The organism is Stenotrophomonas sp. YJH_SMC_40 (genome assembly GCF_059368615.1).
Genome location: NZ_JCAFRX010000003.1, coordinates 198,658 through 220,308, shown reverse-complemented (window position 1 = coordinate 220,308; position 21,651 = coordinate 198,658). Strand labels below are relative to the sequence as shown.

At 67.2% G+C, this 21,651-nt stretch carries 25 protein-coding genes; 17 read left to right on the top strand and 8 right to left on the bottom strand.

The genetic code is table 11. The features are described 5' to 3' along the window. Positions 1-80: 80 nt before the first annotated feature. A complete protein-coding gene (locus AC5P6X_RS06865; protein ID WP_088436010.1) occupies positions 81-1,016 on the top strand; it encodes a LysR family transcriptional regulator in 936 nt (311 codons plus the stop codon). Positions 1,017-1,055: 39 nt separating this feature from the next. Here AC5P6X_RS06865 and AC5P6X_RS06860 read toward each other — a convergent pair whose 3' ends face one another. Then, positions 1,056-1,919: a DMT family transporter gene (locus AC5P6X_RS06860; RefSeq protein WP_099605047.1), complete on the bottom strand. Its 864-nt coding sequence runs from the start codon at positions 1,917-1,919 to the stop codon at positions 1,056-1,058. Positions 1,920-2,052: 133 nt separating this feature from the next. Here AC5P6X_RS06860 and AC5P6X_RS06855 point away from each other — a divergent pair, with 133 nt between their 5' ends. Next, positions 2,053-3,432 (top strand): aminotransferase-like domain-containing protein, encoded by a 1,380-nt coding sequence (locus AC5P6X_RS06855; protein ID WP_088431379.1) that lies wholly within the window; start codon positions 2,053-2,055, stop codon positions 3,430-3,432. Here AC5P6X_RS06855 and AC5P6X_RS06850 read toward each other — a convergent pair. Next, the gene (locus AC5P6X_RS06850) at positions 3,371-4,315 is read right to left on the bottom strand and encodes a LysR substrate-binding domain-containing protein (protein ID WP_099605046.1); all 945 of its coding nucleotides are present in this window, start codon (positions 4,313-4,315) and stop codon (positions 3,371-3,373) included. The genes AC5P6X_RS06855 and AC5P6X_RS06850 overlap by 62 nt on opposite strands. A gap of 115 nt (positions 4,316-4,430) precedes the next feature. On the opposite strand from AC5P6X_RS06850, the gene AC5P6X_RS06845 reads away from it, so the two are divergent. Beyond that, a complete protein-coding gene (locus AC5P6X_RS06845; protein WP_049451073.1) occupies positions 4,431-5,129 on the top strand; it encodes a glutathione S-transferase family protein in 699 nt (232 codons plus the stop codon). 88 nt (positions 5,130-5,217) lie between these two features. Then, complete coding sequence (locus AC5P6X_RS06840) at positions 5,218-5,892, top strand: class I SAM-dependent methyltransferase (RefSeq protein ID WP_049451074.1); 675 nt, start codon at positions 5,218-5,220, stop codon at positions 5,890-5,892. 3 nt (positions 5,893-5,895) lie between these two features. On the opposite strand, the gene smqnr is transcribed toward AC5P6X_RS06840, so the two are convergent. Next, positions 5,896-6,543 (bottom strand): SmQnr family pentapeptide repeat protein, encoded by a 648-nt coding sequence (gene smqnr, locus AC5P6X_RS06835; protein WP_049451075.1) that lies wholly within the window; start codon positions 6,541-6,543, stop codon positions 5,896-5,898. Positions 6,544-6,700: 157 nt separating this feature from the next. Here smqnr and AC5P6X_RS06830 point away from each other — a divergent pair, with 157 nt between their 5' ends. Continuing rightward, entirely contained in the window at positions 6,701-7,477 is a 777-nt protein-coding gene (locus tag AC5P6X_RS06830; RefSeq protein WP_049451076.1) for a DeoR/GlpR family DNA-binding transcription regulator, read from the top strand. Between the two features lie 11 nt (positions 7,478-7,488). Further along, on the top strand, positions 7,489-8,622 hold the full coding sequence (locus AC5P6X_RS06825; protein WP_049451077.1) for an MFS transporter: 1,134 nt from the start codon (positions 7,489-7,491) through the stop codon (positions 8,620-8,622). A 9-nt stretch (positions 8,623-8,631) separates the two neighbouring features. Here the strand turns inward: AC5P6X_RS06825 and AC5P6X_RS06820 are convergent, their stop codons facing one another. The 5 genes from AC5P6X_RS06820 to AC5P6X_RS06800 all read right to left on the bottom strand — a co-directional run bounded on the left by AC5P6X_RS06820 (position 8,632) and on the right by AC5P6X_RS06800 (position 13,513). Then, positions 8,632-10,137, bottom strand: a complete 1,506-nt coding sequence (locus tag AC5P6X_RS06820) for a PepSY-associated TM helix domain-containing protein (protein WP_049451078.1) — start codon at positions 10,135-10,137, stop codon at positions 8,632-8,634. 11 nt (positions 10,138-10,148) lie between these two features. Continuing rightward, complete coding sequence (locus AC5P6X_RS06815) at positions 10,149-12,287, bottom strand: TonB-dependent receptor (RefSeq protein WP_108270522.1); 2,139 nt, start codon at positions 12,285-12,287, stop codon at positions 10,149-10,151. 129 nt (positions 12,288-12,416) lie between these two features. After that, positions 12,417-12,812, bottom strand: a complete 396-nt coding sequence (locus tag AC5P6X_RS06810) for a DUF2946 family protein (protein ID WP_108270521.1) — start codon at positions 12,810-12,812, stop codon at positions 12,417-12,419. A gap of 210 nt (positions 12,813-13,022) precedes the next feature. Next, complete coding sequence (locus tag AC5P6X_RS06805; RefSeq protein ID WP_012479313.1) at positions 13,023-13,277, bottom strand: hypothetical protein; 255 nt, start codon at positions 13,275-13,277, stop codon at positions 13,023-13,025. An 11-nt stretch (positions 13,278-13,288) separates the two neighbouring features. Beyond that, positions 13,289-13,513, bottom strand: a complete 225-nt coding sequence (locus AC5P6X_RS06800; protein ID WP_005408344.1) for a hypothetical protein — start codon at positions 13,511-13,513, stop codon at positions 13,289-13,291. A 488-nt stretch (positions 13,514-14,001) separates the two neighbouring features. Here AC5P6X_RS06800 and AC5P6X_RS06795 point away from each other — a divergent pair, with 488 nt between their 5' ends. From AC5P6X_RS06795 to AC5P6X_RS06745, 11 genes are all read left to right on the top strand, one after another. Then, a complete protein-coding gene (locus tag AC5P6X_RS06795; protein WP_049451081.1) occupies positions 14,002-16,338 on the top strand; it encodes a VapE domain-containing protein in 2,337 nt (778 codons plus the stop codon). Then, positions 16,339-16,614: a DUF7696 family protein gene (locus AC5P6X_RS06790; protein ID WP_049451082.1), complete on the top strand. Its 276-nt coding sequence runs from the start codon at positions 16,339-16,341 to the stop codon at positions 16,612-16,614. 74 nt (positions 16,615-16,688) lie between these two features. Continuing rightward, complete coding sequence (locus AC5P6X_RS06785) at positions 16,689-16,916, top strand: hypothetical protein (protein ID WP_024956102.1); 228 nt, start codon at positions 16,689-16,691, stop codon at positions 16,914-16,916. 41 nt (positions 16,917-16,957) lie between these two features. Next, a complete protein-coding gene (locus AC5P6X_RS06780) occupies positions 16,958-17,596 on the top strand; it encodes a deoxynucleotide monophosphate kinase family protein (protein ID WP_049451083.1) in 639 nt (212 codons plus the stop codon). A 151-nt stretch (positions 17,597-17,747) separates the two neighbouring features. Next, positions 17,748-18,131 (top strand): hypothetical protein, encoded by a 384-nt coding sequence (locus AC5P6X_RS06775; protein ID WP_033835195.1) that lies wholly within the window; start codon positions 17,748-17,750, stop codon positions 18,129-18,131. A 355-nt stretch (positions 18,132-18,486) separates the two neighbouring features. Then, a complete protein-coding gene (locus AC5P6X_RS06770) occupies positions 18,487-18,915 on the top strand; it encodes a helix-turn-helix domain-containing protein (protein ID WP_223846372.1) in 429 nt (142 codons plus the stop codon). Continuing rightward, positions 18,912-19,262: a hypothetical protein gene (locus tag AC5P6X_RS06765; protein ID WP_005408337.1), complete on the top strand. Its 351-nt coding sequence runs from the start codon at positions 18,912-18,914 to the stop codon at positions 19,260-19,262. The genes AC5P6X_RS06770 and AC5P6X_RS06765 overlap by 4 nt, the downstream gene beginning before the upstream one ends. Further along, entirely contained in the window at positions 19,259-19,744 is a 486-nt protein-coding gene (locus AC5P6X_RS06760) for a glycoside hydrolase family 24 protein (protein WP_049451085.1), read from the top strand. Before AC5P6X_RS06765 ends, AC5P6X_RS06760 begins: the two co-directional genes overlap by 4 nt. Then, positions 19,741-20,118, top strand: coding sequence for a hypothetical protein (locus AC5P6X_RS06755; RefSeq protein WP_088436017.1), 378 nt, complete (start codon positions 19,741-19,743; stop codon positions 20,116-20,118). Before AC5P6X_RS06760 ends, AC5P6X_RS06755 begins: the two co-directional genes overlap by 4 nt. Before the next feature lie 352 nt (positions 20,119-20,470). Beyond that, positions 20,471-21,025, top strand: coding sequence for a hypothetical protein (locus tag AC5P6X_RS06750; RefSeq protein ID WP_024956107.1), 555 nt, complete (start codon positions 20,471-20,473; stop codon positions 21,023-21,025). Next, positions 21,022-21,612 carry a phage baseplate assembly protein V gene (locus AC5P6X_RS06745; protein WP_012479303.1) on the top strand — a complete coding sequence of 197 codons (591 nt, stop codon included), beginning with the start codon at positions 21,022-21,024 and terminating at the stop codon, positions 21,610-21,612. Before AC5P6X_RS06750 ends, AC5P6X_RS06745 begins: the two co-directional genes overlap by 4 nt. Positions 21,613-21,651 lie beyond the last annotated feature (39 nt).

Genomic DNA, 21,651 nt, shown 5'->3' with positions numbered 1-21,651 from the left:
ATGATGGACGGGCCGCTATCCCTGAAAAACAGGCTCGATGGACGTTGATTGCGTCCTAATGTTCCGTAATCATGCCCCGCATGGACTCCATTTCTGCCCTGCTCGCCTTCGTCCGCACCGCGGAGGCCGGCAGCATCGTTGGTGCTGCGCGTGCACTTGGCCTGTCCGCGTCGGCGGTCGGCAAGCGCATCGCCCGCCTTGAACAGGAGCTCGGCACCCGGCTGTTCCAACGCACCACCCGCCGCGTGCATCTCACCGACGAAGGCGAACTGCTGCTGCAGCGCTGCCGGCGTGCGCTAGATGAACTTTCCGAAGCACAGGCGGACCTGGCGCAGCGACAGCACGCCCCCAGCGGGCTGCTGCGCATCGGCCTGCCCACCATCGGGTACCGCTTCCTGCTGCCGGTGCTGCCCGGCTTCCAGCAACGCTATCCGCAGGTGCAGCTGGAACTGGACTTCAACGACCGCATCGTCGATGTGGTCAGCGAAGGCCTGGACGCGGTGATACGCAGTGGTGAACTGGCCGATTCCAGCCTGACCGCACGGCGACTGGGCGGCTTTCGTTTCATCCTCTGTGCGGCGCCGGGCTATCTGCAGATGCATGGAACGCCCGGCGATGTGGGCGAGCTGCGCCTGCATACCGCGCTGCGCTTCCGTTACCCCACCACCGGAAAGCTGCATCCCTGGCAGCTGCCGGGCATCGAAGGCGATGCCGGAGCGCGCCTTCCCACGGCGATGACCTGCAACAACATGGAGGCCGTGCTTGCCGCTGCGATCGGTTGCATGGGCCTGGCCTGGATGCCTGACTTCCTCGCAGCCGACGCGCTGGCCGATGGCCGCCTGCAACGGGTACTGCCTGCGCTGCCCACGCACCAGGGGCAGTTCTCGCTGCTATGGCCCGGTGGGCGCCATCCGAGTGCACGCCTGCGGGTGTTCATCGACTACGCCGTTGCGCATCTGTTCCAGGGCGCCCCGGAAAAGGGGACGGAGGGGATTAAGTCGTTTCAGGCACAGTAGGACCGATTACGACTTAATCCCCTCCGTCCCCTTTTTCGTTCAGCGGCTGAAGCGGCGCGCGCCGGCCACGCAGATCACCGCGACCACGGTCACCAGCACCATGCTGAGGCTGACCGATTCGTGCAGCAGCAGCGCGGCCAGGGCCAGGCCGAAGAACGGTTGCAGCAACTGCAACTGGCCGACGGCGGCGATGCCGCCCTGCGCCAGCCCGCGGTACCAGAACAGGAAGCCGATCAGCATGCTGAACACTGCCACATAGCCCAGCGCCCACCACGCCGAGGCACCGACCGCAGTGAACGATGCCGGGCGCATCAGCACCGTCAGCGGCAGCATCACCGGCAAGGCCAGCAGCAACGCCCAACTGATCACCTGCCAACCGCCGAGATGACGGGCCAGCCGACCACCTTCGGCATAGCCCAGCCCGCACACCACGATCGCCGCCAGCATCAGCAGATCGGCCTGCAACGATGCCTCGATGCCGTTGCGCACCGCATAGCCGACCACGCAGGCACTGCCCAGCAACGAAAACAGCCAGAACGCCGGTCGCGGCCGTTCACCACCGCGCAGCACGCCGAACACCGCAGTGCTCAACGGCAACAGGCCGAGAAACACGATGGTGTGCGCCGACGATGCGTGGCGCAGCGCGAGTGCGGTCAACAACGGAAAGCCGACCACCACCCCGAGGCTGACCACTATCAGCCCGGGCAGGTCACTGCGCCGCGGCCACGGCTGGCGCAGCAGAAGGAGCAGGCCGAGGCCGAGCACGGCGGCAATGGTGGCGCGTGCAGCGGTGACGAATCCGGCGTCCAGCTGCAGCACCGCCAAGCGGGTGGCCGGCAGGGAGCCGGCGAAGATCACCACACCGATGAAGCCATTGATCCAACCACTCGCCGACCGTTCCACGCCTATACTCCTGAAGGTGCCGGACGATGCCCGGCTGGACCTGCATGGAAGCATCCGGCGCGGGAAGACCCCAGCTACAATCCAGTACAGTCGCAAGTAACTGTACTGCCCACACTTCCACTACGGTTCCACCATGCCGCGCCCGCTTACCCGCATCGAATCGGTCATCCAGACCGTCCGCACCCGCATCAGTGCACGGGTGGATGGCCCCGGCTCACGCCTGCCTTCGGTTCGTGCGCAGGCTGCGACGATGGGGGTTTCGGTCTCCACCGTGGTCGAGGCCTACGAGCGCCTGGCGGCCGAAGGCCTGATCAGTGCGCGCGCAGGCTCGGGCTTCTACGTCAGTGGCCCGGCCGCACCGCTGGCGCTGGCCGAACTGGAGCCACGGCTGGATCGCGCGGTGGATCCGCTGTGGGTATCACGGCAATCGCTGGAAACGCCCGCGGGCGACCTCAAGCCAGGGTGCGGCTGGATGCCCAGTGACTGGCTGTATCACGATGGCGTGCGCCGCGGCCTGCGCCGGCTGGCGCGTGCCGATGCCATGCAACTGGTGGACTACGCCGCCCCGCTCGGGCTGCCCGCGTTGCGCCAGCTGCTGCAAAGGCGCAGCGCCACGCTTGGCATCGATGCACCGGTGGAGCAGATCCTGTTGACCGAATCCGGTACGCACGCGGTCGATCTGCTCTGCCGTTTCCTGCTCAAGCCCGGCGACTGCGTGCTGGTCGATGACCCGAGCTACTTCAACTACCACGCGCTGCTCAAGGCGCACCAGGTGCAGGCCATCGGCGTGCCGTACACGCACAGCGGCCCGGACCTGGAGGCGTTCGCGCAGGCCCTGCAGGCACATTCGCCGCGGCTGTACATCACCAATTCCGGATTGCACAACCCGACCGGCGCGGTGCTTTCCGCGAGCACCGCACACCGCCTGCTGGGCCTGGCCGAACGCAGCGAACTGATCATCATCGAGGATGACATCTTCGCCGACTTCGAACTGCAGCCGGCACCGCGGCTGGCCGCGCTCGATGGACTGTCACGGGTGATCCACGTCGGCAGTTTCTCCAAGACGCTGTCGGCAGCCTCGCGCTGCGGCTACATCGCTGCGCGCCACGACTGGATAGAGGCATTGACCGACCTGAAGCTGGCGACCAGCTTCGGCGGTGGCCATCTGGCCGCGCAGTTGATGCACATCGCGCTGACCGACAGCGGTTACCGCCGCCACATGCAGTCGATACGTTCGCGGCTGGCCGATGCACGCCGGCACACACTGCGGAAGCTGCAGATGCTGGGCATCACGCCGTGGCTGCAGCCGGAAGCCGGCCTGTTCCTGTGGTGCCAGCTGCCCGATGGCCGCGACGCCGCCGCACTGGCGCGGCAATGCCTGCGCGAAGGCATCGTGCTGGCGCCGGGCAATGCCTTCAGCCAATCGCAGCGCGCAGCCGACTATGTGCGTTTCAACGTTTCGCAGTGCCAAGACCCGAGGATCTGGCAGGTACTGGCGCGCGCGCTGCGTTGAGCTGGTAATGCGCGACCAGCGCATCCACCACCACGCGCACGCCCGGCAACTGGCCGCGGCGATGCGGCAGCAACACGCTGGTGGTGACTTCGCCGGCATGCCATGCCGGCAGCACCTGCTGCAGGCGGCCGGCGGTAATGGCCGCAGCACACAGGCTGTGTGGCAGTACGGTGATGCCAAGACCCGCTTCTGCCGCCGCGATCAGCAGCTGCGATTCATTGCCGACCAGCGCCACCTGCGGCTCCACCTGCACGGTGCGGGCGTCGGCGCCGTGCAGCGTCCAGCGCGTTGCATGGCGCGCGGTCAGCAGGCCGGCATGCGCGCGTAGCTGTTCGGGCGTGTCCAGTGCCGGCGCGGCTGCCAGATAACCAGGGGACGCCACCAGCACGATGCGTTCGCTACCGAGCATGCGCTGCACCAACCCGGAATCCGGCAGCGGACCGAAGTGGCTGCGCAGGGCGATGTCGATGCCTTCCTGCGCCAGGTCGATAAAACGATCACTCACTTCAACTTCGATACGCAGCCGTGGATAGCGGCGGGCCAACGCGGGCAGGCACGCGGCGAGCTCCCCCTGCACCACCGGAATCGAAGCGCTGATCCGCACGGTGCCGCTAGGTTCGGCCTGGCGGTCGCGGACGATGGCCTCGGCGGCCTCGACCTCAGACAACGCTGCGCGTGCGCGCTCGAAGAACTCCTGGCCGACCTCGGTCAATGCGAAGCGGCGCGAACTGCGCTGCAGCAGCCGCACCTGGAGCTGCTCTTCCAGCAGCGCCACGCGCTTGCTCAGGGTCGAGCGCGGCAGGCCCAGATGGCGCCCGCCTGCGGCGAACCCGCCCTGCTCCACCGCAGTCACGAACAGGGCCAGATCGTTGAGGTTGAGCATGGACAACGTCCACAGATGTGGACTTCAGGATGCCATTCGAACGGCTTCCGGGGCAATGTCCACGCAGGCACGCTTCCCTCACCCGCCGCATCGCGGCTTGAACCGGAAATCTGCCATGACCCCGATCCTCTTCTACGGCGTGCCCTCGGGCTGCTCGTTCGGCTCCATCGTCGCCCTGGAATGGCTGCGCCAGCCGTATCACCTGTGCCGCATCGACATGCCCGGCCAGGTGCAGGGCGAGGACTACCGCCGCCTCAATCCACTGGGCGAAACCCCGACGCTGCGAACCGCGCAGGGCGAGCTGCTCAGCGAGAGCCTGGCCATCCTCAACCACCTGGCCGCGCTGGGTATCGCGCAGGGGCTGGGCTTCGCACAGGGCACCTCCAGCTTCGATCGCCTCAACCATCGGCTGGCCTATCTCAACACCAGTTTCTTCGGTGCCTACGCGCCGCTCTGGCACGCACTGGAGCATGCGGAAGGCGATGAAGGCGAGGCGCTGCGTGCCTATGGCACCACCAAGGTGCGCCACGCCCACCAGGCGCTGGAGCAGATGATCGGCACGGGCCCGTGGCTGCTGGGCGAACAGCGCAGCTTTGCCGATGCCTACTTCGCCGGCATCGCGCGCTGGAACGACTATCACCAGGTGGTCGATCGTCGCGAGTACCCCAGGGTGCAGCAGCTGTTCGAGCGCCTGCAGGACGACGCCGGCGTGCAGTTCGCCTACGCCATCGAAGCGCAGCAGCCGGCAACCAGCAGCGGTGGCTTCCTCGGCGAGGTGCGGCTGGAAGACGTGCTTGAGGCAGCAGCGGCCTGAGCCCTGTCCTGCCCGTGTGGCAGCGGCGCGCAATGCCTCTTGCGCGCCGCGCTACAGTGGTATGTCCCCCCGCCGCAGGAATCCGCGCATGTCCACGTTCTCCGATCCGCAGGCGGTGGCCCGCTATACCGAAGCGCCGCTGCGCCAGGTGCCCGGTTTCCTCGCGTTGCAGCAGATGAGCCGCCTGCTGCTGGCCGAACGCGTTCCCGCGCAGGGCCGTGTGCTGGTGCTGGGCGCCGGTGGCGGGCTGGAGCTGAAGGCTTTTGCCGAGGCGCAGCCGGGCTGGCAGCTGCTGGGCGTGGATCCGGCCGCGCCGATGCTGGCCCTGGCCGAGCAGACACTGGGTCCACTGATGCCGCGCGTGCAGCTGCTGGAAGGTTACATCGACGATGCGCCCGATCTGCGCTTCGATGGGGCCAGCTGCCTGCTGACCCTGCACTTCCTCGATGCCGGGCAGCGCCTGCACACGTTGCGCGAGCTGCACCGGCGCCTGCAGCCCGGCGCGCCGCTGGTTGTGGCCCACCACAGCGTGCCGCAGGAACCGGCCGGCAAGCTGCGCTGGTTGCAGCGCTACGCAGCGTTCGCCGAAGCCTCGGGCGTTGCCCACGCCGATGCACAGCGCGCGATCGAGGCCATTGCCGAGCGGCTGCCGCTGCTGGCCCCCGAACAGGAAGTGGCGCTGCTGCAGGAGGCCGGCTTCGATGGCGTGGAGCTGTTCTACGCAGGCTTCAGCTTCAAGGGCTGGGTGGCGTACGCCGGGTGATGCCTACGCCACCACGGTGATGCCGATGCGCTGCATCAACAGCGCCACCTGCTGCACGTCCAGCTTGGCACCACGCAGGTTGGTGCTGCGCAGGTCCAGCTCACCCAGCTCCGAGTTGGTCAGGTCGCAGTCGGTGAAGTTGGCGCTGTTCCAGTCGATGCCCTCGAACTGGCCGCCGGACAGGTCCGAGCCGGCGAAGCTGGCGCCACTCACATTCGCGCCATCCCATCGGTTTTCCCACAGCTCGCACTTTTCCAGCGTTACCCGCGAGAAATTGGCATAGCGCAGGTTCGACTTCTTGATGAACGCGCTGCAGAACCAGCTGCGCGTGGTGATCTGGTTCATGAAGCTGGCGTTGCTGAAATCCGCGCCCTGCGCACGGCACTCGCTGATCTCCAGGCCCAGCGCCTTGATGAAATTGAAATGGCACATGCTGATATCGCAGCTGCGGAAACTGGCTTCCTTCAGCGTGGCGCCATTGAAGCGGCAGCCGGCGCGGCTGTCGGCATCGTAGAAACTGCAGTTGATGAACTCGGTGCCGGTCAGGTCCGCACCGGAGAAATCGCACTCGTGGAACTGCTGGTCGACCACTTTCTGGCCGGTGTACTGGTCCGCGCCGATGCGCAGCTTGCGGTGAACGGTGGGAGACATCAGGGATTCCATGCCAAGTGCCCCGCCATGATGCCGGGCCGCGAGGCCGATCCATAGACCCCGGGGCGGGCGGGTTCACCGGCAGTCCAGCCGCCCTGTGCCCTCCCGACCAATGCGTGTTGTTGCACGATTATGCACGAACGTGCAGACTTGCGGCATGAGCGCCGACCCCAGCCCCCTACCCGCCCAGCGCACCCGGCAGATCCTCGAGGAGCTGCGCCAGCAGGGCCGCGTGGTCGCCGCCGAACTGGCGCGCCGTTATGCCGTCTCCGAAGATTCGATCCGCCGCGACCTGCGCGAGCTCGCCACCCAGGGCCTGTGCCAGCGCGTCTACGGCGGCGCCGTGCTGCCGCCGCCCAAGGAACGGCCGCTGCGCGAGCGCCTGACCCGCGACCGCGGCGACAAGGCCGAGCTGGCCGCCCGCGTCTGCGCGCTGCTGCAACCCGGCCAGGTGGTACTGCTCGATGCCGGTTCGACCAATCTGGCGATCGCCCAGCAGCTGCCGGCCGCTCTCGGCCTGACGGTGATCACCAATGCCCCGCAGATCGCCACCGCCGCCAGCATGCTCGAAGGCACTTCAGTGCAGCTGATCGGCGGGCGCCTGGCCAGCGGTGGCGGTGCGGTCGGTGCCGAGGCGTTGGCCCAGGTGCAGCGCCTGCGTGCCGACGTGTACCTGCCCGGCCCCTGCGCGGTGGACGGCGACACCGGTGTGTGGGCAATGGATTCGGAAGAAGCCACGCTGAAGCGCGCGATGGTGGCCTGCAGCAGCCGCGTCATCGTCGCCGCCACCACTGAAAAGCTCGGTGCCCGCGGCAACTGGCAGATCGCCAGCCTGGACGAGATCGACGACCTGGTGCTGACCACCACCGCACCGCCCGCCTTGGCGGCTCGCTTCCACGCCGCCGGTATCGCGGTGCACCCCACGCCTCCCTGACCGTACTGCTCATGTCCCTTGCCAACCGCGCGCGTGCCGAACAGCACGCGACCCGCGCTGCGTTCTTCATTCCCGGCTTCGCCACCGCGCTGTGGGCCACCCTGGTGCCATTCGCCAAAGCGCGCACCGGGATCAATGACGCCACGCTGGGGCTGGTGCTGCTCTGCCTCGGTGCCGGCTCGCTGCTGGCGATGCCCTTGTCCGGCGTGCTGGCCGCACGCCTCGGTTGCCGCCGGGTGATGGTGGCCAGCAGCCTGCTGATCTGCCTGACCGTGCCCGGCCTGGCCCTGGCGGGTTCGGCCTGGACGCTGGGCGTGGTGCTGTTCGTGTTCGGTGCGGCCGTGGGTGCGATGGACTGCACGATGAACGTGCAGGCCGTCATCGTCGAGCGCGAAGCACGGCGGGTGATGATGTCTGGCTTCCATGCTTTCTTCAGCATTGGCGGCTTCCTCGGCGCGGCCACCATGACCGTGCTGCTGTCCGCACAGTTGCCGCCCTTGGCATCGGTGCTGATCGGTGTCGGCACCATGCTGCTGGTGATGCTGTTGTCGGCGACGTACTGGCACAGCGAACGCATGCCACACGACACACCGATGCTGGCCCTACCGCATGGCATCGTGCTGTTCATCGGCGTGCTGGCGTTCGTCGCCTTCCTCGGCGAAGGTGCGATGCTCGACTGGAGCGCGGTGTTCCTCAGCGATATACGTCGCGTCGATGCCAGCCTGGCAGGCATCGGCTATGTGACCTTCACCCTGACCATGACGGTCGCGCGCCTGTTCGGCGATGCACTGGTGGCACGCGTGGGCCGCCAGCGCGCGATCGTGTTCGGCGCGCTGCTCGCCGCTGCCGGCGTGCTGGTGCTGACCCTGGTCACGCCGTGGCAGGCATCATTGGCGGGCTATGTGCTGGTCGGCCTCGGTTGCGCCAACATCGCGCCGGCGCTGTTTTCGCTGGCCGGCCATCAGAACCGCATGCCCGGTGCACTGGCGATCACGGCCGTCTCTACGCTGGGCTTTGCCGGCATCCTTGCCGGACCGGCGTTGATCGGCTTTGCCGCCAATCATTTCGGTCTGATTGCTGCGTTCATCGGTGTGGCCACGGCCTTGTTGCTGGTGGCCGTGTCCACACGTTGGCTGCGGGTTTAGTCCAAGGCATCAGCGCCGCCTGCGCCGCAGTTTCATCCGCAACCGGCGGTAGCCGATCACCGTGGCCGTTGCACACAACGCAGCGCCAGCCAGGCTCAGCAGCAGCAACACCGCCAGCCGGGCGATGTCCTGACGCAGCATCGCCGGCAGGTCCCAGCTGTGCAGGAAGTAGAACAGCCAGCGACCCACGCGCTCGCGACGCCCCATCGTCAGCAACGGGTCGCCAGTGGCCAGATCGAGGTAGACCCGCGTCGCCTCGGCATCGCCGAAATCAGCCACCGCCACCGGGAAGCGGCGTACCGCTGCGCCGTTCATGGCTTCCGGTGCACGCGGGTAGAAGTACGCATCCGCTGCGAGCTGGACCCAGTACCCCTGCACGGGCGCATCGGACAACGCCCGCACCTTCTGCTGCAGCCATGCGGCCCGCAGCAACCGCGCAACCTGCAGATGACCATCACTGCCGGACACAATGCGGGTCTCGCCCTGCCCGTCCAGCAACACCGCGAACAGCTCACCATCGATGCGTCGCCACTGGATCTCCACCGGCTTGAAGCGCGCGTCGTCGACGGCCGCCAGCAGCGCCGCCGGTTCACCCAACGCGCCATCCACCGCCACCGTACCGCCACGATAGCGTCCGCTGTCGATCGCTTCACGCGTGCTGCTGAAAACTCCCAACGGATTCATCGACATCAGCCCGCTGAAGATCCAGGTGAATATGAAGGCCGCAGCCACCAGCCCGATCAGATGGTGCCAGCGCATCCAGGGCTCGACGTACGGCGTCTTCGCGCCAGTGCGGTAGTGCCCGCGGAAGCGCCAGCGCCACACACCCACCACGATGCCGCTGATCGCCGCCACCGTGCACAGCGCGGACATCACGATCACCACCCACGTCCACACCGGGTCCACCGACTGCATGCGCAGGAAGTACAACCAGTGCAGCCAGGCGCCCACATAGTTCCAGCGCTGCTGCACATGCGGTGCGTCCTGCACCACTTCGCCGGTGTGTGAGGACACATACACATCCCCTGGCTGCGCGCCGCCCACTTCAACCCGGTACAGCGGCCGATGCGCATCCAGCGCACGCGAATGCGTCCAGCGGTCCTCGTCCACGCGTGTCGCGCCGACGAAGGCTTGGCCGCCCGCGAACTGTGCGGCGGATGCTTCGGCTCGCTGTGCCGACACCGGCAGCAGCGCCTGGCCGGTCACGGCAGACCAGGCGCCCACGTTGCTGCCATTGCGCACCACGTACGCAGGCTCGCCACGCAGCGTCGTCAGCGCCACAACCTCCGGCTCGGCCTGCACCACGGCAGGCAGTACCGACAGCCCCTGCAGATCGCGAGCATCCCCCAGCACCGGCAACGCCGCCAGCCGCTCACCGGGTGTCAGCTTCGGGTAACCAATGAACAGCATCACCATGCCGCTGACAAACCACAGCAACATCAGCAGGCATCCGCCGATGCCCAGCCAGCGGTGCACCAGATAGGTCCAGCGCTTGGCGGTGGATCGCAACGTCATCGCCAGCGTCCTCAGAAGCGATGGTCGACGGTGAATTCGACGCGCCGGTCCGCACCCAGCAGCCACTGCGTGCTGGTGTAGTACGCGGTGGCGTAGTACGCCTTGTCGAACACGTTGAACAGCCGCGCCGACAGCCGCGTGCGCGGTGCCGCCTGCCAGGTCAGTGCCAGGTCGGTGGTGCTGTAGCCGGGCAGCTGCAAGGTGTTGGCGTTGTCGGCGTAGCGCTTGCCGACGTAACGCACGCCACCCGCCGCACTCCAGTCCGGTGCGAACTGCCAGCTCAGCCACACATTGGCCAGGCGCTCGGCCACGTTCGGTGGCACGTTGCCATCACGCGACACCAGCACCGGCGGCGAACCGATGGTTTCCAGGAAGTCCTCGAACTCGGCCTTCAGCACCGTGGCATTGGCATCGAGCGACCAGCGCGGCGCGAAGTTCCAGTTCAAGGACGCCTCAATGCCACGCGAGGTCTGTGCGCCCACCTGCACGCGGCGATCCGGCACCAGCGGATCGCGGCTGAGCAGCCCGGTCTTGCGGATGCGGTACGCCGCCAGCGTCCACTCGCCACCATCGAAGGCCTGCTTCAGGCCCACCTCGACCTGCCGGCCCTTGGCCAGGTCGAAGGCGCCGTTGGCCGGGCTGATCATCAACAGGCCACTGACCGGGTCCGCCGCCTGCGAGTACTGTGCATAGAAACTCAGCGTGGGCTGCAATACGAACACTGCGCCCACGCGCCAGCCAGTACTGCTGTAGGTCCTCGAGAACGCATTCTGGCCGCTGACCAGATCCGTACGATCAATGCGCGCGCGGTCGTGGCGCAGCCCGCCCAGCACCGACCAGCGTTCGCTCAGCGCCAACCGGTCCTCCACGAACAGCGCGTACTGCTCGGCACCGTTGCGGTAGCGCGGCAGATTCGGCGCGTCACTGACGAACTGGCCCGGCACCGGATCGAACGGGTCGACCGGGCCGGAGCTGCCGGCGTAGGTGTTGTTGGTGTGCTTGAAGTGCGCGCGGTTGGCGTCGAGGCCCACGGCGAAGCTGTTGGCCAGGCCCGCAATGTTCCCCTGTACCCGCAGCGTCGAGGTCAGTCCGGTCTGTTCCTGGTTGTGGGTGATCTCGGTGTTTCCTGATCGATCGATCAAGCCGGTAGCGCGGTTGTAGACATAGGATTCGGCATTGCGCCAATCGCGCTGGCTGTCGATCTGGTAGAGGCGCGTGCGCCATTCCACGTTCGCGTTCGGTGTCCACAGCGCATCGAGTTGCGTCCAGCGGTCGCGGTAGCGGATGTCGCTGTCTTCCACGTTGTAGTTGCGGTGGCGCAGCGCCTCCAGCTGGCGGCCATCCACCAGTGGCGTGCCGAAGTAGCGCATCGGTTGCTGATAGCCTTCCGCATGGGTGAGCGACAGCTGCAGATCCGCACGCGGTTGCCACAGCAGTGCGCCGGAGAAGGTGGCATCACTACTGCGCCCGCGATCAACCCAGCCACCGCTGTAGTTGCCACTCACATCCAGCCGGTAGGCCAGCTCGGGCGTCAGCGCGCCGCCACTGCCGAAGCCCAGACGTGCGGTGTCCTCGCTGCCCACGGTCACGCTGATCTCGTTCTCGATGGCACCGCGCGTCGGCTTCTTCGGCACGATGTTGATGACCCCGCCAATGGCACCATCGCCATGGATGACCGAGGCCGGACCGCGCAGCACTTCGATGCGCTCGATGGACCAGGTATCGAACGGAAAGGTGATGCCCACGCCGCCATACTGGCGCAGCCCGTCATACAGGCGCATCACGGAAGCGCCATCGGTGAAGCCACGGCTGGACAGCGCACTCAGGCCGTTGCCCGGGTGCGGCATCGCACTGATCGCACCGGCGCGGCTGATCGCATCATTGAGGTTGGTGTCGCCGCGCTGCTCCAGCTGCTCGCGCGAAATCACCGTCAGGCTGGCCGGTGTCTGCAGCACGCTCAGGCCCAGCGCAGACCCGGCGCTGGCGGTGGAAGACAGTTCACCGCTGCGGGTGTCGACCACACGCACGGTATCCAGCGTGGTCGTGGGTGCCGCATCGGCGGCAAGGGCGGGCACGGCGGGCAGCAGGGACATGCACAGCGCAGGCAGCGCCGCCCTGCGCAGGTGCGCGGAGTTGGGGTTGGTTTTCATCTGTTCACGGCATGCAGAGCCATCCCGCAGTGGCAGGGCAGCTCAGGGAGTTCGGGGAACGCGCACGCAGTCGTGCCAGGCCATGCCTGGCAGCTTGGGAAAATCAATCCAAAGGCGTGCGCGCAGGGCTCAAACGGCCATCAAGGCCGGCGGCCCACGCGCTCCCAATGTGCCGCTGATCCGTTGCGGCAACGCCCGCACCGCACCGCACAGCGCGCGGCATACCGGCGCCATCGGCGCCAGCAGCAGCAATGCGGCCACCAGCAGGGTGATCAGCCGCGCGGCGATCAGGCAGTAATAGCAATCCACGCCCATCTCATGGTCGGCATGTGGATCGGCAGCTGGCTTCGGCGTCGATTCGCCGTGCTGCATCGCCATCGCGTGATGATCGTGGTGCCCTTCCATCGCGTGCTGCGCATGCTCTGCGTGCATCGCCTGGTCCATCGCCGCCACCGGCGCAGCGGTAGCCACGTGACCGTGCGCCAGCCAACGGCTCACCAACGGGGCGAGCAGCACCAGCAGCATGGCAAGCCATGCCAGGGACTGGAACCGGCGGTGGAGGACAGAACGACGCACGCCGCCATTCTACGGGGCTGCCGCCAACCCTGGACCACGTTCAGGGTTTCCAGAAGGGTGGTGCGACGTTATGACGCAGCCACGGACGCAAGTGCTCTCCATGACACCAAGGGGGACGGAAGGCACCCATACGGCCCCTTCCGTCCCCGCATCACATCGCTAGAACCGCGCCGGTTGCTGCACCGCGCGCTCCAGGAACATGAAACCCGCCTGCAGGCTGTTGCGGGCGTTCTCCAACCAGCGCTCCGGATCGGCTACCGCAAATCGCTCCTGTGCATCCACATCACCCGAGTCGGCCAGATCAGCCAGCTGCAGATGGATGTGGTTCTCCACCAGGCTCACCAGCACGGCGAGCTCGGCCGATAAACCGGCGATGCGTTCGGTGAAGCCAGCGTCGTTGCTGTTCAGAGACATGTCCCCTGTTCCTATGCGTTGCGGTGTTGATGGATGGCTTCGAAACGCTCGGCACAGGCAGGCCCGCAGAACAGTCTTGCCGGATCGTTGTCGAAGTCCTCGCTGCAGTCCGGGTTGTGGCATTCCCCCATGGGAGTGAGAGGGGCAACGTTGCTGGCCCGCGTCGCGTGCTGGGCCAGGGCGCGTTGCAGGTGGCGCGCTTCCATTTCCTGCGCTTCGTCGATGGTGTCCGTCATGCGGGTTGTATTTTATCGAGGGGTGGTCGCACCGGTTGAGAACGCCGCAACGACGGTCAACGACGCGGATTCCGCGGCGGATCGGCGTTCGTGGTTGCAGTGGATTTCAGGCATGCAGGCTCCTTGTGCACGGGCGCCCGAAGGCGCGATGGAGAGAAACGATGGGCCGTCGTTGACGGCGATCGCATCATCCGAAAACCGGTTCTCGCCAACTGCGACGCACCGGCGCGACCACAGCAATCTGCGGATCGTCATCACAGATCCAACGAGTAGCGGGCGGCCTGTTCGCGACCGGGGATGCAAGGTACTGGAAGGTGTTGCAAATGAACCCCCATTCCGACACCATGACCGTGTCACCACCTCCCATCACATCCTGACCACATTGCGTCGGTCGGCCGCTGCGTGGCCTGCGCACGCCAGGTACTGCACAGCACGTTGGCCGCCATCGGCCGCCGTGGACCGATCCACGTTCCCAGGGGCTCCGTCGAATGCACACACCGCATCCCACGCAGGACATCGTTCCCGCGTTCCTGCAGGCCATGCACGCGCACGGCATCGTGCCGGACGCGCGCGGCCGCGACGCGCTCAACGCCGATGGCACGCTGGTGCGCTTCCATGTGGAAGGCGACCGTCGTGGCACGCGCAATGGTTGGGCGGTGTTGTTTGGAGACCACGTGCCGGCCGGCGAGTTCGGCAGCTGGCGGACCGGCACCCGCCATGCCTGGTGCGCGAAATCGCCGACCGCGTTGAGCGCCGCCGAGCAGCGTGCCATCAGGCAACGCCAGGAGGCGGCCCGCAGCGAGCGCGAACGGCATCAGCGCGAACGCGATGACGCCGCCGCCAAGGCGGCCAACGTGCTGTGGAACCGAGCCATTCCTGCCGATGCCCACCACCCCTATCTCGTACGCAAGGGCATCCATGCACATGGCCTGCGTGTGGCGCCGTGGCCGGTGCGCAACAGCGATGGCCTTGTCTTCCGCCACATCGACAACGCCCTGCTGGTACCGGTAATGAACAGCGCGGGCCGTATCGTCTCGTTGCAGGCGATCTTTCCCCGCGTGGATCCAGCACTTGGCCGCGACAAGGACTTCCTTTCCGGTGGCCGCAAGCAGGGCTGCTTCCATGTCATCGGCAAGCCGGTTACCGGCCAGCCGATCGCCATTGCAGAGGGCTATGCCACCGCCGGATCCATCCACCAGGCCACGGGCTGGTGCGTGGTAGTGGCCTGGGATGCAGGCAACCTTGGCGCGGTCGCCCGAGCCTGGCGCGGCGCCATGCCGGACGCGTCATTCGTGCTGTGTGCCGACAACGATCAGTGGACGCGGCAGCCGCTGGACAACCCTGGCGTCACCCTGGCCACGCAGGCTGCCGCGGACATCGATGCCCGCGTGGTCTGGCCCGAGTTCGCCGCGCTGCATGGCGACGATGACCGCCCTACCGACTTCAACGACCTGCATCTGCGCGAGGGGCTGGACACCGTGCGTGCCCAGTTGTTGCCCCCCATGCCGCCGGCAGGGGGCGACGACGTGGCGCTGGACGATGCGCCGTCATCGGCCAGCGCGCGCTACCAGGTGCCGGGCAACCTGTCCGCATTCGATGCCTTCACCCCGTTTCCCGATACCAACGCGCGCGGGCGGCCGTTGCCAACCGCCCGCAACCTGGCCGAGCTGTGCCGTCGTACCGGTGTGACCGTGCGCTACAACGTCATCCGCAAGGATCTGGAGATTCTGGTCCCTGGGCTGCAGACGACCGTGGACAACGCCAAGGAGGTCGCGGCGGGCGAAGTGATGGATTGCATGCACCGCGCTGGCATGGCCACCGCCAGCTTCGAGACCAACCTGTGCCAGGTGGCCGAAGCCAATCCCTACAACCCGGTCGCCAGCTGGATCACCTCACGGCCGTGGGATGGCCAGTCCCGCCTGCAGGCGTTCTTCGATACCGTGCAGGAAGCCAAGCCCACGCACATGGCCGACGGCCGCGTGCTGAAGGAAGTCCTGATGCGGCGCTGGCTGATCTCCGGCGTGGCTGCGGCGTTTGAGCCCGATGGCGTGGTCGCGCGCGGCGTGCTGACGTTCGTTTCGAAACAGAACCTGGGCAAGACACGCTGGGCGCGGCAGCTGGCGCCGGTAGAGCTGCATCTGATCGCCGACGGGGTGGTTCTGGATCCGGCCAACAAGGACAGCGTCAAGCAGGTCATCTCCAGATGGATCGTCGAGCTGGGCGAAGTCGATGCCACCTTCCGCCGTACCGATATCGCGGCGCTGAAATCATTCATCTCGCGCAGCCATGACGAGATCCGTCGCCCCTACGCGCGCACCGAATCCCGCTATGCGCGGCGCACCATCCTGTTTGCCAGTGTCAACGACGAACGCTTCCTCCGCGATGCCACCGGCAACACCCGCTGGTGGACCGTGCACGCCGTGGCGCTGGGCGAACCGGCGCGGATCGACATGCAGCAGGTCTGGGCTGAGGCCCATGCGTTGTACTGCAGTGGCGAGACCTGGCACTTGAGTGCCGAGGAACTGGATGCGCTCAATGCCACCAACAGCGAACACGAGCCCATCTCGCCGATCGCCGAACTGATCGATCGTCATTTCGACTGGTCGCTCCCTGCCGAGCACTGGAGCGCGCACTACCGCGCCACCGAGATCGTCATCGCGGTGGGCATCGACAGGCCCAACCGTCGCGAGGTGAACGAGGCCGCCGCCTACGTGGTGAAGCGGCATGGTGTGCGCACCCGCGTGGTGGGCAAGGAGCGCGCCAAGGTCTGGCTGATGCCACAGCGCAAACGCAGTCTGGCCGAGCACGCGGCAGGGCCGTTCTAGATGCCGCGCCTCCATGATGGTCGCGACGTTGACAGCAGCAACGGCGACTGGCGCCTGCACTGCGAAGCACGTCGCCTGCTGCAACTGGACCGCTACCGGCGCGTGGGCACCGACGGGCGCTGGACGGTGGTCAGTCCGCGCCGGCACCGCCAACAGTATCTCGAGGGTGTCCTGGCCGCACGCGGCCCGGTTGAGCGTGAGCGCCTGGCAGCAGCGGCATTGCGGCTGTGGATCGCCAGCCCGCCCGCCCAACCGCACCATGATGGCAGTAGATGAAAGGTGTTGACTAGGGGCATCTACAGGGGCAAGATGCCGGTATCGGCCCGCCACCTTCCAGGAGCGCTTCCGCCATGTCCCGTCCCCGACTGCATGCCTTCGAAGGTGAGCAGCTGACCGTGCAGCAGATCCACCAGCGGGTACCGGTGCTGTCCGAGCGGACCATCCGCGACCACCTTGCTGCCGGCCGGCGTACCCGCACCGCCATGTTGTGCTTTGACCCGATCGCCGCAGCGGCCCGGGGAGGGCGCATCACCCAGCGCATCCTCCGCGCCCGCAGCGTCGTCGGTCGCGATTCCTGATCCTCCGGCACCTGCCGCATTTCTCCAGGAGTAGATTCCGCATGATTCCCGCCTCCCTCGACAGCGGTCATCGCCTGATTGCCGACACACTGGCTGCGTTCCGTGCCGGCCCTGCACTGGGCAGCATCGCCCTGCGGCCGGCGCCACGCTCTCGTGTGCCGCTCTACATCGGCATCGCCGGCAGCAAGCGCTCGGGCAAGGACACACTCGCCAATGGACTGGCGTCGGCGTTGTCACTGCCATGCGACAGCTTCGCGGCCCCACTGCGGCAATTGGTCGCCTCCCTCCTCGGGCTCTCCCTGCACGAACTGGACAGCCGCAAGGAGGACGCCATCGACTGGCTGGCCGAACTCACCCCGCGCCACCTGATGCAGACCGCCGGTACCGAGTGGGGGCGTGACCGCGTCCATCCCGAGCTGTGGGTACGCTCGCTGTTCGCACGCCTGCCCGAGGGCGGGCTGGTACCCGACGTCCGCTTCGCCAATGAGGCCCGCGCGATCCGGCGTCGTGGTGGTGTCGTGATCCGCGTCAATCGCCCAGGCCATCGCAGCAGCGACCCTCATGCCAGCGAGCAGCCGCTGCCGCATGAGCTGGTCGACATCGAAGTCGACAATGACAGCACCCCGGCCGATCTGGTCCGCAGATCGCTGGACCAGCTGCGTTCGCGCGGTGTGATCTGATCCGGAATGCCGGCCCGCCATCCGGTCCATCCCCCGAACCCAGCGCAGGCCCCGACCCATCATCGGCGAAAATGATGTAAGGTCATCCCCATCACCGACGACACCTGTCGTCACCCTGCATCCCCAACCCATTTCGCAAAGAGGAAACGCCATGGAGGTCGAACAGTTCACGTCGACGCGCCTGAAGGCCATCGAGTTGTTCAAGTCCCAGCCCAAGGGCAGCAAGGACATCGTGAGCCTGGATGCGATCTTCATCTCGCTGTGCACGCTGGCCACTGCCCGGGCAGGCGCAGGCAGCGCCCAGCAGACGCGTACCGTGGCCCGCCCGGGCAGCCAGCAGCCGCCCGCGCCTTGGTTCGTCGAAACCCTTGCGGCCCTGAAGGGCAAGGGCGAGTCGATCACCGTGGCGCGCTTCCTGATGTTCGCCAACCGCTTCCCGGTCAAGCGCATGGACCAGGTCAACGCGGCACGCTGGCTGCGCGACGCCGGGTACATCCCCCGCAAGACCGGCGGCAACCTGGTGTTCGATCTTTGATCCAGCGCCCCCTGCAGTCCTGAAGCCCCGGCATCGTCCGGGGCTTTTTCGTTTCCGGCCAGTACACGGCGCATGAGGCTGTGTGGCAGGTGGCCGTCCTCACCCTGTACCTGCCCCATCCCCTTGATCTGCCTCTGTTCCTGCCAGGTGAGGACAACGAGTACGGATGTACAGGAAAACACCAGCGGCCAGAGCAAGCGGATTCGTCTCACTGCAAGCAGGCGTGTCGTGCTCCTCCCCCCTCCTCACGCACGACTGAACGTCTTCAGCGCACCGATATAAAAGTAGATGAAAGGTGTTGACTGGTCATGCGGGATGGCAACAGTGGAGATCAATGCCACTGAAGACATCCTCCATGAACGCCCTGCCCGACAGCATCCAGACCCTGGCCGAGGTCATCGGCGAATCCGCAGCCCTCACGCTGGTGCGTGCCTGGCCGCCGACCACCTCCAGCACCACCGGCCGTCACCGCGTCATCGTCTACGTACCCTCCACCCTGCCCGACCAGCACCGGCTGATCGACATCCTTGGCCACGACGTCGCCCAGCGGCTGGTCGCGCACTTCGGCGGCGAACTGTTGTTCCTGGCATCCTGCTTCGCTGCCGGCGCGCACGAACGCCGTGAACAGATTGCCCGCGCGGTCGCCAGCGGCATGCCACGCGACCATGTTGCGCGTGAGTTCGGCGTCTCACAGACCACCATCAAGCGCGCCCTGCGCGGTGCGCGCACCGCGTTGCCACCGGCTGTCCACCCGGCCCTGCTCAAGGGATACGCACGCGCATGAACGAGAGCGACCTGCTGGCCGGCGTGCCGGATTGGGCCAAGTACCTGGGCGGGACCTCGGGCGTGCTGATCGCGGTGTCGCTGTGGCTGCGCCAGTGGTTGTCGTCGGCCAAGGTCGACCGCACCGCCGATGAAGCCACCAGCAACACCCTGCGCACCCTGCAGGAACAGCTCGCGGCCGAACGTACACGCGCCGATGGGCTGATGCACGAGCGCGAGGCAATGGCCCAGGAGATCGGGCAGCTGCGCGGTGAAGTCAGCGCCCTGCGTGCACAGATCGCCCAGCAGAGCGTACAGATAGACGCTCTGTTGAACCTGGTTCGCAAGCAGCCGGGGGCCGCCGCATGACAGCCGCTGCAGCCAGCGCCCTCGGTGGCACCAACGTTGCTGCGTTCCTGGACATGCTGGCGGTGTCCGAAGGCACCGACATACCCAGCCGGCGCTCGCGTGACCGCGGCTACGACGTCATCGTCGGTGGCCAGCTGTTCACCGACTACCGCGACCATCCCCGCGTGCTGGTGTCGTTGCCACGCTATGGCATCAAATCCAGCGCCGCCGGCCGCTACCAGTTCCTGCGCAGCACCTGGGATGACCTGCGCGCGCGACTGGGCCTGCCTGACTTCGGCCCGGTTTCGCAGGACCGCGCGGCCGTGGCGCTGCTCAAGCAATGCGGTGCCTACGAGTTGATCCGGCTGGGCCGCTTCGATGCCGCCGTCACTGCGGCCCGGCGCATCTGGGCATCGCTGCCGGGCGCCGGCTACGGCCAGAAGGAGCACGCACTGGAAACACTGCGCGCGGCGTACCGTGCCGCCGGCGGAGCCCTGCAGTGACGCCCGCGGCACTGAGGTTGGGCATCGGGCTGCTGGTCCTTGCCGGCAGCCACGCGAGCTGCGCCTGGCTGGGATGGACCCTGCGCGACCGCACTGCGGACCTTGCCGTTGCCACCACCCGGGCAGCGCAGCAGGAGGCCCGCACCGATGCAGTCCAGCGCACGCACCAGCAGGCCCTCGCCAACAGCGCCGCAGGCGCGCAGGCCGAATCACAGCGCCTGGCCCACCAGGCCCGGCACACCGAACAGTTCAACACCCTGCAACGGGACATCGAGACCCATGCCAAGACTCCTGGTCGTGATCGCGGCGACGCTGACGCTGAGTTCGTGCGCATCTGGCGCGAGGCCAACGCCGGCCACGCCCTGCCGCGCTGACCTCAGCATCGCACCTGCCCAGCTGCTTCCCCCACCCCGCCTGCCGGACCTGCACGCAGCCAGCGATGACGCGCTGCTGCGCAATCACGTTGCGGTCGCACAGCAGTACCACGCGCTGGCCGACCAGCTGAGTGCGCTGCTGTGCGGCCTCGGCAGCCAGCGCGGCATCACCATCAATGGCGCCGCGCCGGCAGCACCCGCCGACTGCGGCAGCAGTGCCACTCCCACGCACTGAGCCTGCCGGATACGGTCACGCCTGCAATGCCACCCCACCGCGGTGATGGCAACACTGGCTGCAGACCGCGCGCGCCGCACGGGCCACGCCCTTCTTCCCTTCCCTGCATGAGCTGACATGGCGAACGATTCCTTCCCTCCCACGCTCGATCCGCTGATTGCCGCGATCGAAGCCGCAATCCGCGCACGCTTTCCGGGGTTTGCAAGCGTCGAATTCCATCGCGACGCCAACGCTGAGGGGATGCCCCTGCCGGCCTGCCTGCTGGCGATGACCCGCTGTGACCGCAGCAGGGACAACAATGATGGCAGTGGCCTGCTGCAGGCCACGCTTCGCTTCGAAGCGCGCATTGCGCTGCCGGCGACCGATGCAACCACAGCGCTGCAGCTGCGCAACGCGGCCCTCGCCCTGGCGACCTGGCTGCACCAGCTCGGCCGCTTCCCCGGCGTTGCCAGCGGTGCGATCGATGTGATTGCAGCATTGCCGGAAGACCCCGCGGCGGCACAGCCGGGCCTGCGCACCTGGATCGTCGAGTGGTCACTGCCGGTCGCGCTGGGCGACAACCCCTGGGACGACGCTGGCGGCGTGGTGCCGCAGGCGTGCTACAGCTTCGCGCCGGAGATCGGCCGCGTCCATGAGTCCCGCTACCAGCCATTGCCGGAGCGCGCACCATGAGCGCCGAACACGCGCGGTTGATCGGCAACCTGCTGATGATCGGTGTGGTACGCGAACTGGACGAGGCGAACGGGCGCGTTCGCGTCGATGCCGACGGCATGCTTACCGACTGGATTCCCTGGCTGGAGCGCCGCGCCGGACCGGGCATGCGCAGCTGGTGCGCTCCCGAACCGGGCGAGCAGGTCGTGCTGGCGTGCCCCTATGGCGACCCCGGCCAGGCGCTGGTACTCGGCAGCCTGTACCAGGACCGCTTTCCGCCGCCTGCCGACTCGCGCCTGCGGCAGCGCACCGAGTTCGCCGACGGCAGCAGCGTCGAGTACGACCAGGAAACCACCACGCTCAACGTCCATGTCGGCAGCGGCAAGGTCATCGTCACCTGCGCGAATGCACAGGTGATCGCCAGCGAATCGATCGTGCTCGATACACCCTCGATCAAGGCGACCGGCGATCTGGATGTCAGCGGCGCGATCAGCGCCGGCAAGGACATCAGCACACCGGGCGAAGTCAAGGCCGGCGCCATCGGCCTGAAGGCACACACGCACACCGCACAGGGCCCAACCGCCCCGACCACGCCGGCCCAGGCCTGAGCGGCCACGCCTGCAATGCCCTGAAAAACCGCACTCCAC

Excerpts from the sequence above, each read along its gene's own strand:
- AC5P6X_RS06855 (WP_088431379.1), top strand. The coding sequence starts at position 2,053 with ATGCCGCGCCCGCTTACCCGCATCGAATCGGTCATCCAGACCGTCCGC.
- smqnr (WP_049451075.1), bottom strand. The coding sequence starts at position 6,543 with ATGTCTCCCACCGTTCACCGCAAGCTGCGCATCGGCGCGGACCAGTAC.
- AC5P6X_RS06825 (WP_049451077.1), top strand. The coding sequence starts at position 7,489 with ATGTCCCTTGCCAACCGCGCGCGTGCCGAACAGCACGCGACCCGCGCT.
- AC5P6X_RS06805 (WP_012479313.1), bottom strand. The coding sequence starts at position 13,277 with ATGTCTCTGAACAGCAACGACGCTGGCTTCACCGAACGCATCGCCGGT.
- AC5P6X_RS06800 (WP_005408344.1), bottom strand. The coding sequence starts at position 13,513 with ATGACGGACACCATCGACGAAGCGCAGGAAATGGAAGCGCGCCACCTG.
- AC5P6X_RS06840 (WP_049451074.1), top strand. The coding sequence starts at position 5,218 with ATGTCCACGTTCTCCGATCCGCAGGCGGTGGCCCGCTATACCGAAGCG.
- AC5P6X_RS06850 (WP_099605046.1), bottom strand. The coding sequence starts at position 4,315 with ATGCTCAACCTCAACGATCTGGCCCTGTTCGTGACTGCGGTGGAGCAG.
- AC5P6X_RS06785 (WP_024956102.1), top strand. The coding sequence starts at position 16,689 with ATGTCCCGTCCCCGACTGCATGCCTTCGAAGGTGAGCAGCTGACCGTG.
- AC5P6X_RS06790 (WP_049451082.1), top strand. The coding sequence starts at position 16,339 with ATGCCGCGCCTCCATGATGGTCGCGACGTTGACAGCAGCAACGGCGAC.
- AC5P6X_RS06865 (WP_088436010.1), top strand. The coding sequence starts at position 81 with ATGGACTCCATTTCTGCCCTGCTCGCCTTCGTCCGCACCGCGGAGGCC.
- AC5P6X_RS06765 (WP_005408337.1), top strand. The coding sequence starts at position 18,912 with ATGAACGAGAGCGACCTGCTGGCCGGCGTGCCGGATTGGGCCAAGTAC.
- AC5P6X_RS06775 (WP_033835195.1), top strand. The coding sequence starts at position 17,748 with ATGGAGGTCGAACAGTTCACGTCGACGCGCCTGAAGGCCATCGAGTTG.
- AC5P6X_RS06830 (WP_049451076.1), top strand. The coding sequence starts at position 6,701 with ATGAGCGCCGACCCCAGCCCCCTACCCGCCCAGCGCACCCGGCAGATC.
- AC5P6X_RS06770 (WP_223846372.1), top strand. The coding sequence starts at position 18,487 with ATGAACGCCCTGCCCGACAGCATCCAGACCCTGGCCGAGGTCATCGGC.
- AC5P6X_RS06760 (WP_049451085.1), top strand. The coding sequence starts at position 19,259 with ATGACAGCCGCTGCAGCCAGCGCCCTCGGTGGCACCAACGTTGCTGCG.
- AC5P6X_RS06780 (WP_049451083.1), top strand. The coding sequence starts at position 16,958 with ATGATTCCCGCCTCCCTCGACAGCGGTCATCGCCTGATTGCCGACACA.
- AC5P6X_RS06815 (WP_108270522.1), bottom strand. The coding sequence starts at position 12,287 with ATGAAAACCAACCCCAACTCCGCGCACCTGCGCAGGGCGGCGCTGCCT.
- AC5P6X_RS06745 (WP_012479303.1), top strand. The coding sequence starts at position 21,022 with ATGAGCGCCGAACACGCGCGGTTGATCGGCAACCTGCTGATGATCGGT.
- AC5P6X_RS06845 (WP_049451073.1), top strand. The coding sequence starts at position 4,431 with ATGACCCCGATCCTCTTCTACGGCGTGCCCTCGGGCTGCTCGTTCGGC.
- AC5P6X_RS06810 (WP_108270521.1), bottom strand. The coding sequence starts at position 12,812 with ATGCTGCTGGTGCTGCTCGCCCCGTTGGTGAGCCGTTGGCTGGCGCAC.
- AC5P6X_RS06820 (WP_049451078.1), bottom strand. The coding sequence starts at position 10,137 with ATGACGTTGCGATCCACCGCCAAGCGCTGGACCTATCTGGTGCACCGC.
- AC5P6X_RS06795 (WP_049451081.1), top strand. The coding sequence starts at position 14,002 with ATGCACACACCGCATCCCACGCAGGACATCGTTCCCGCGTTCCTGCAG.
- AC5P6X_RS06750 (WP_024956107.1), top strand. The coding sequence starts at position 20,471 with ATGGCGAACGATTCCTTCCCTCCCACGCTCGATCCGCTGATTGCCGCG.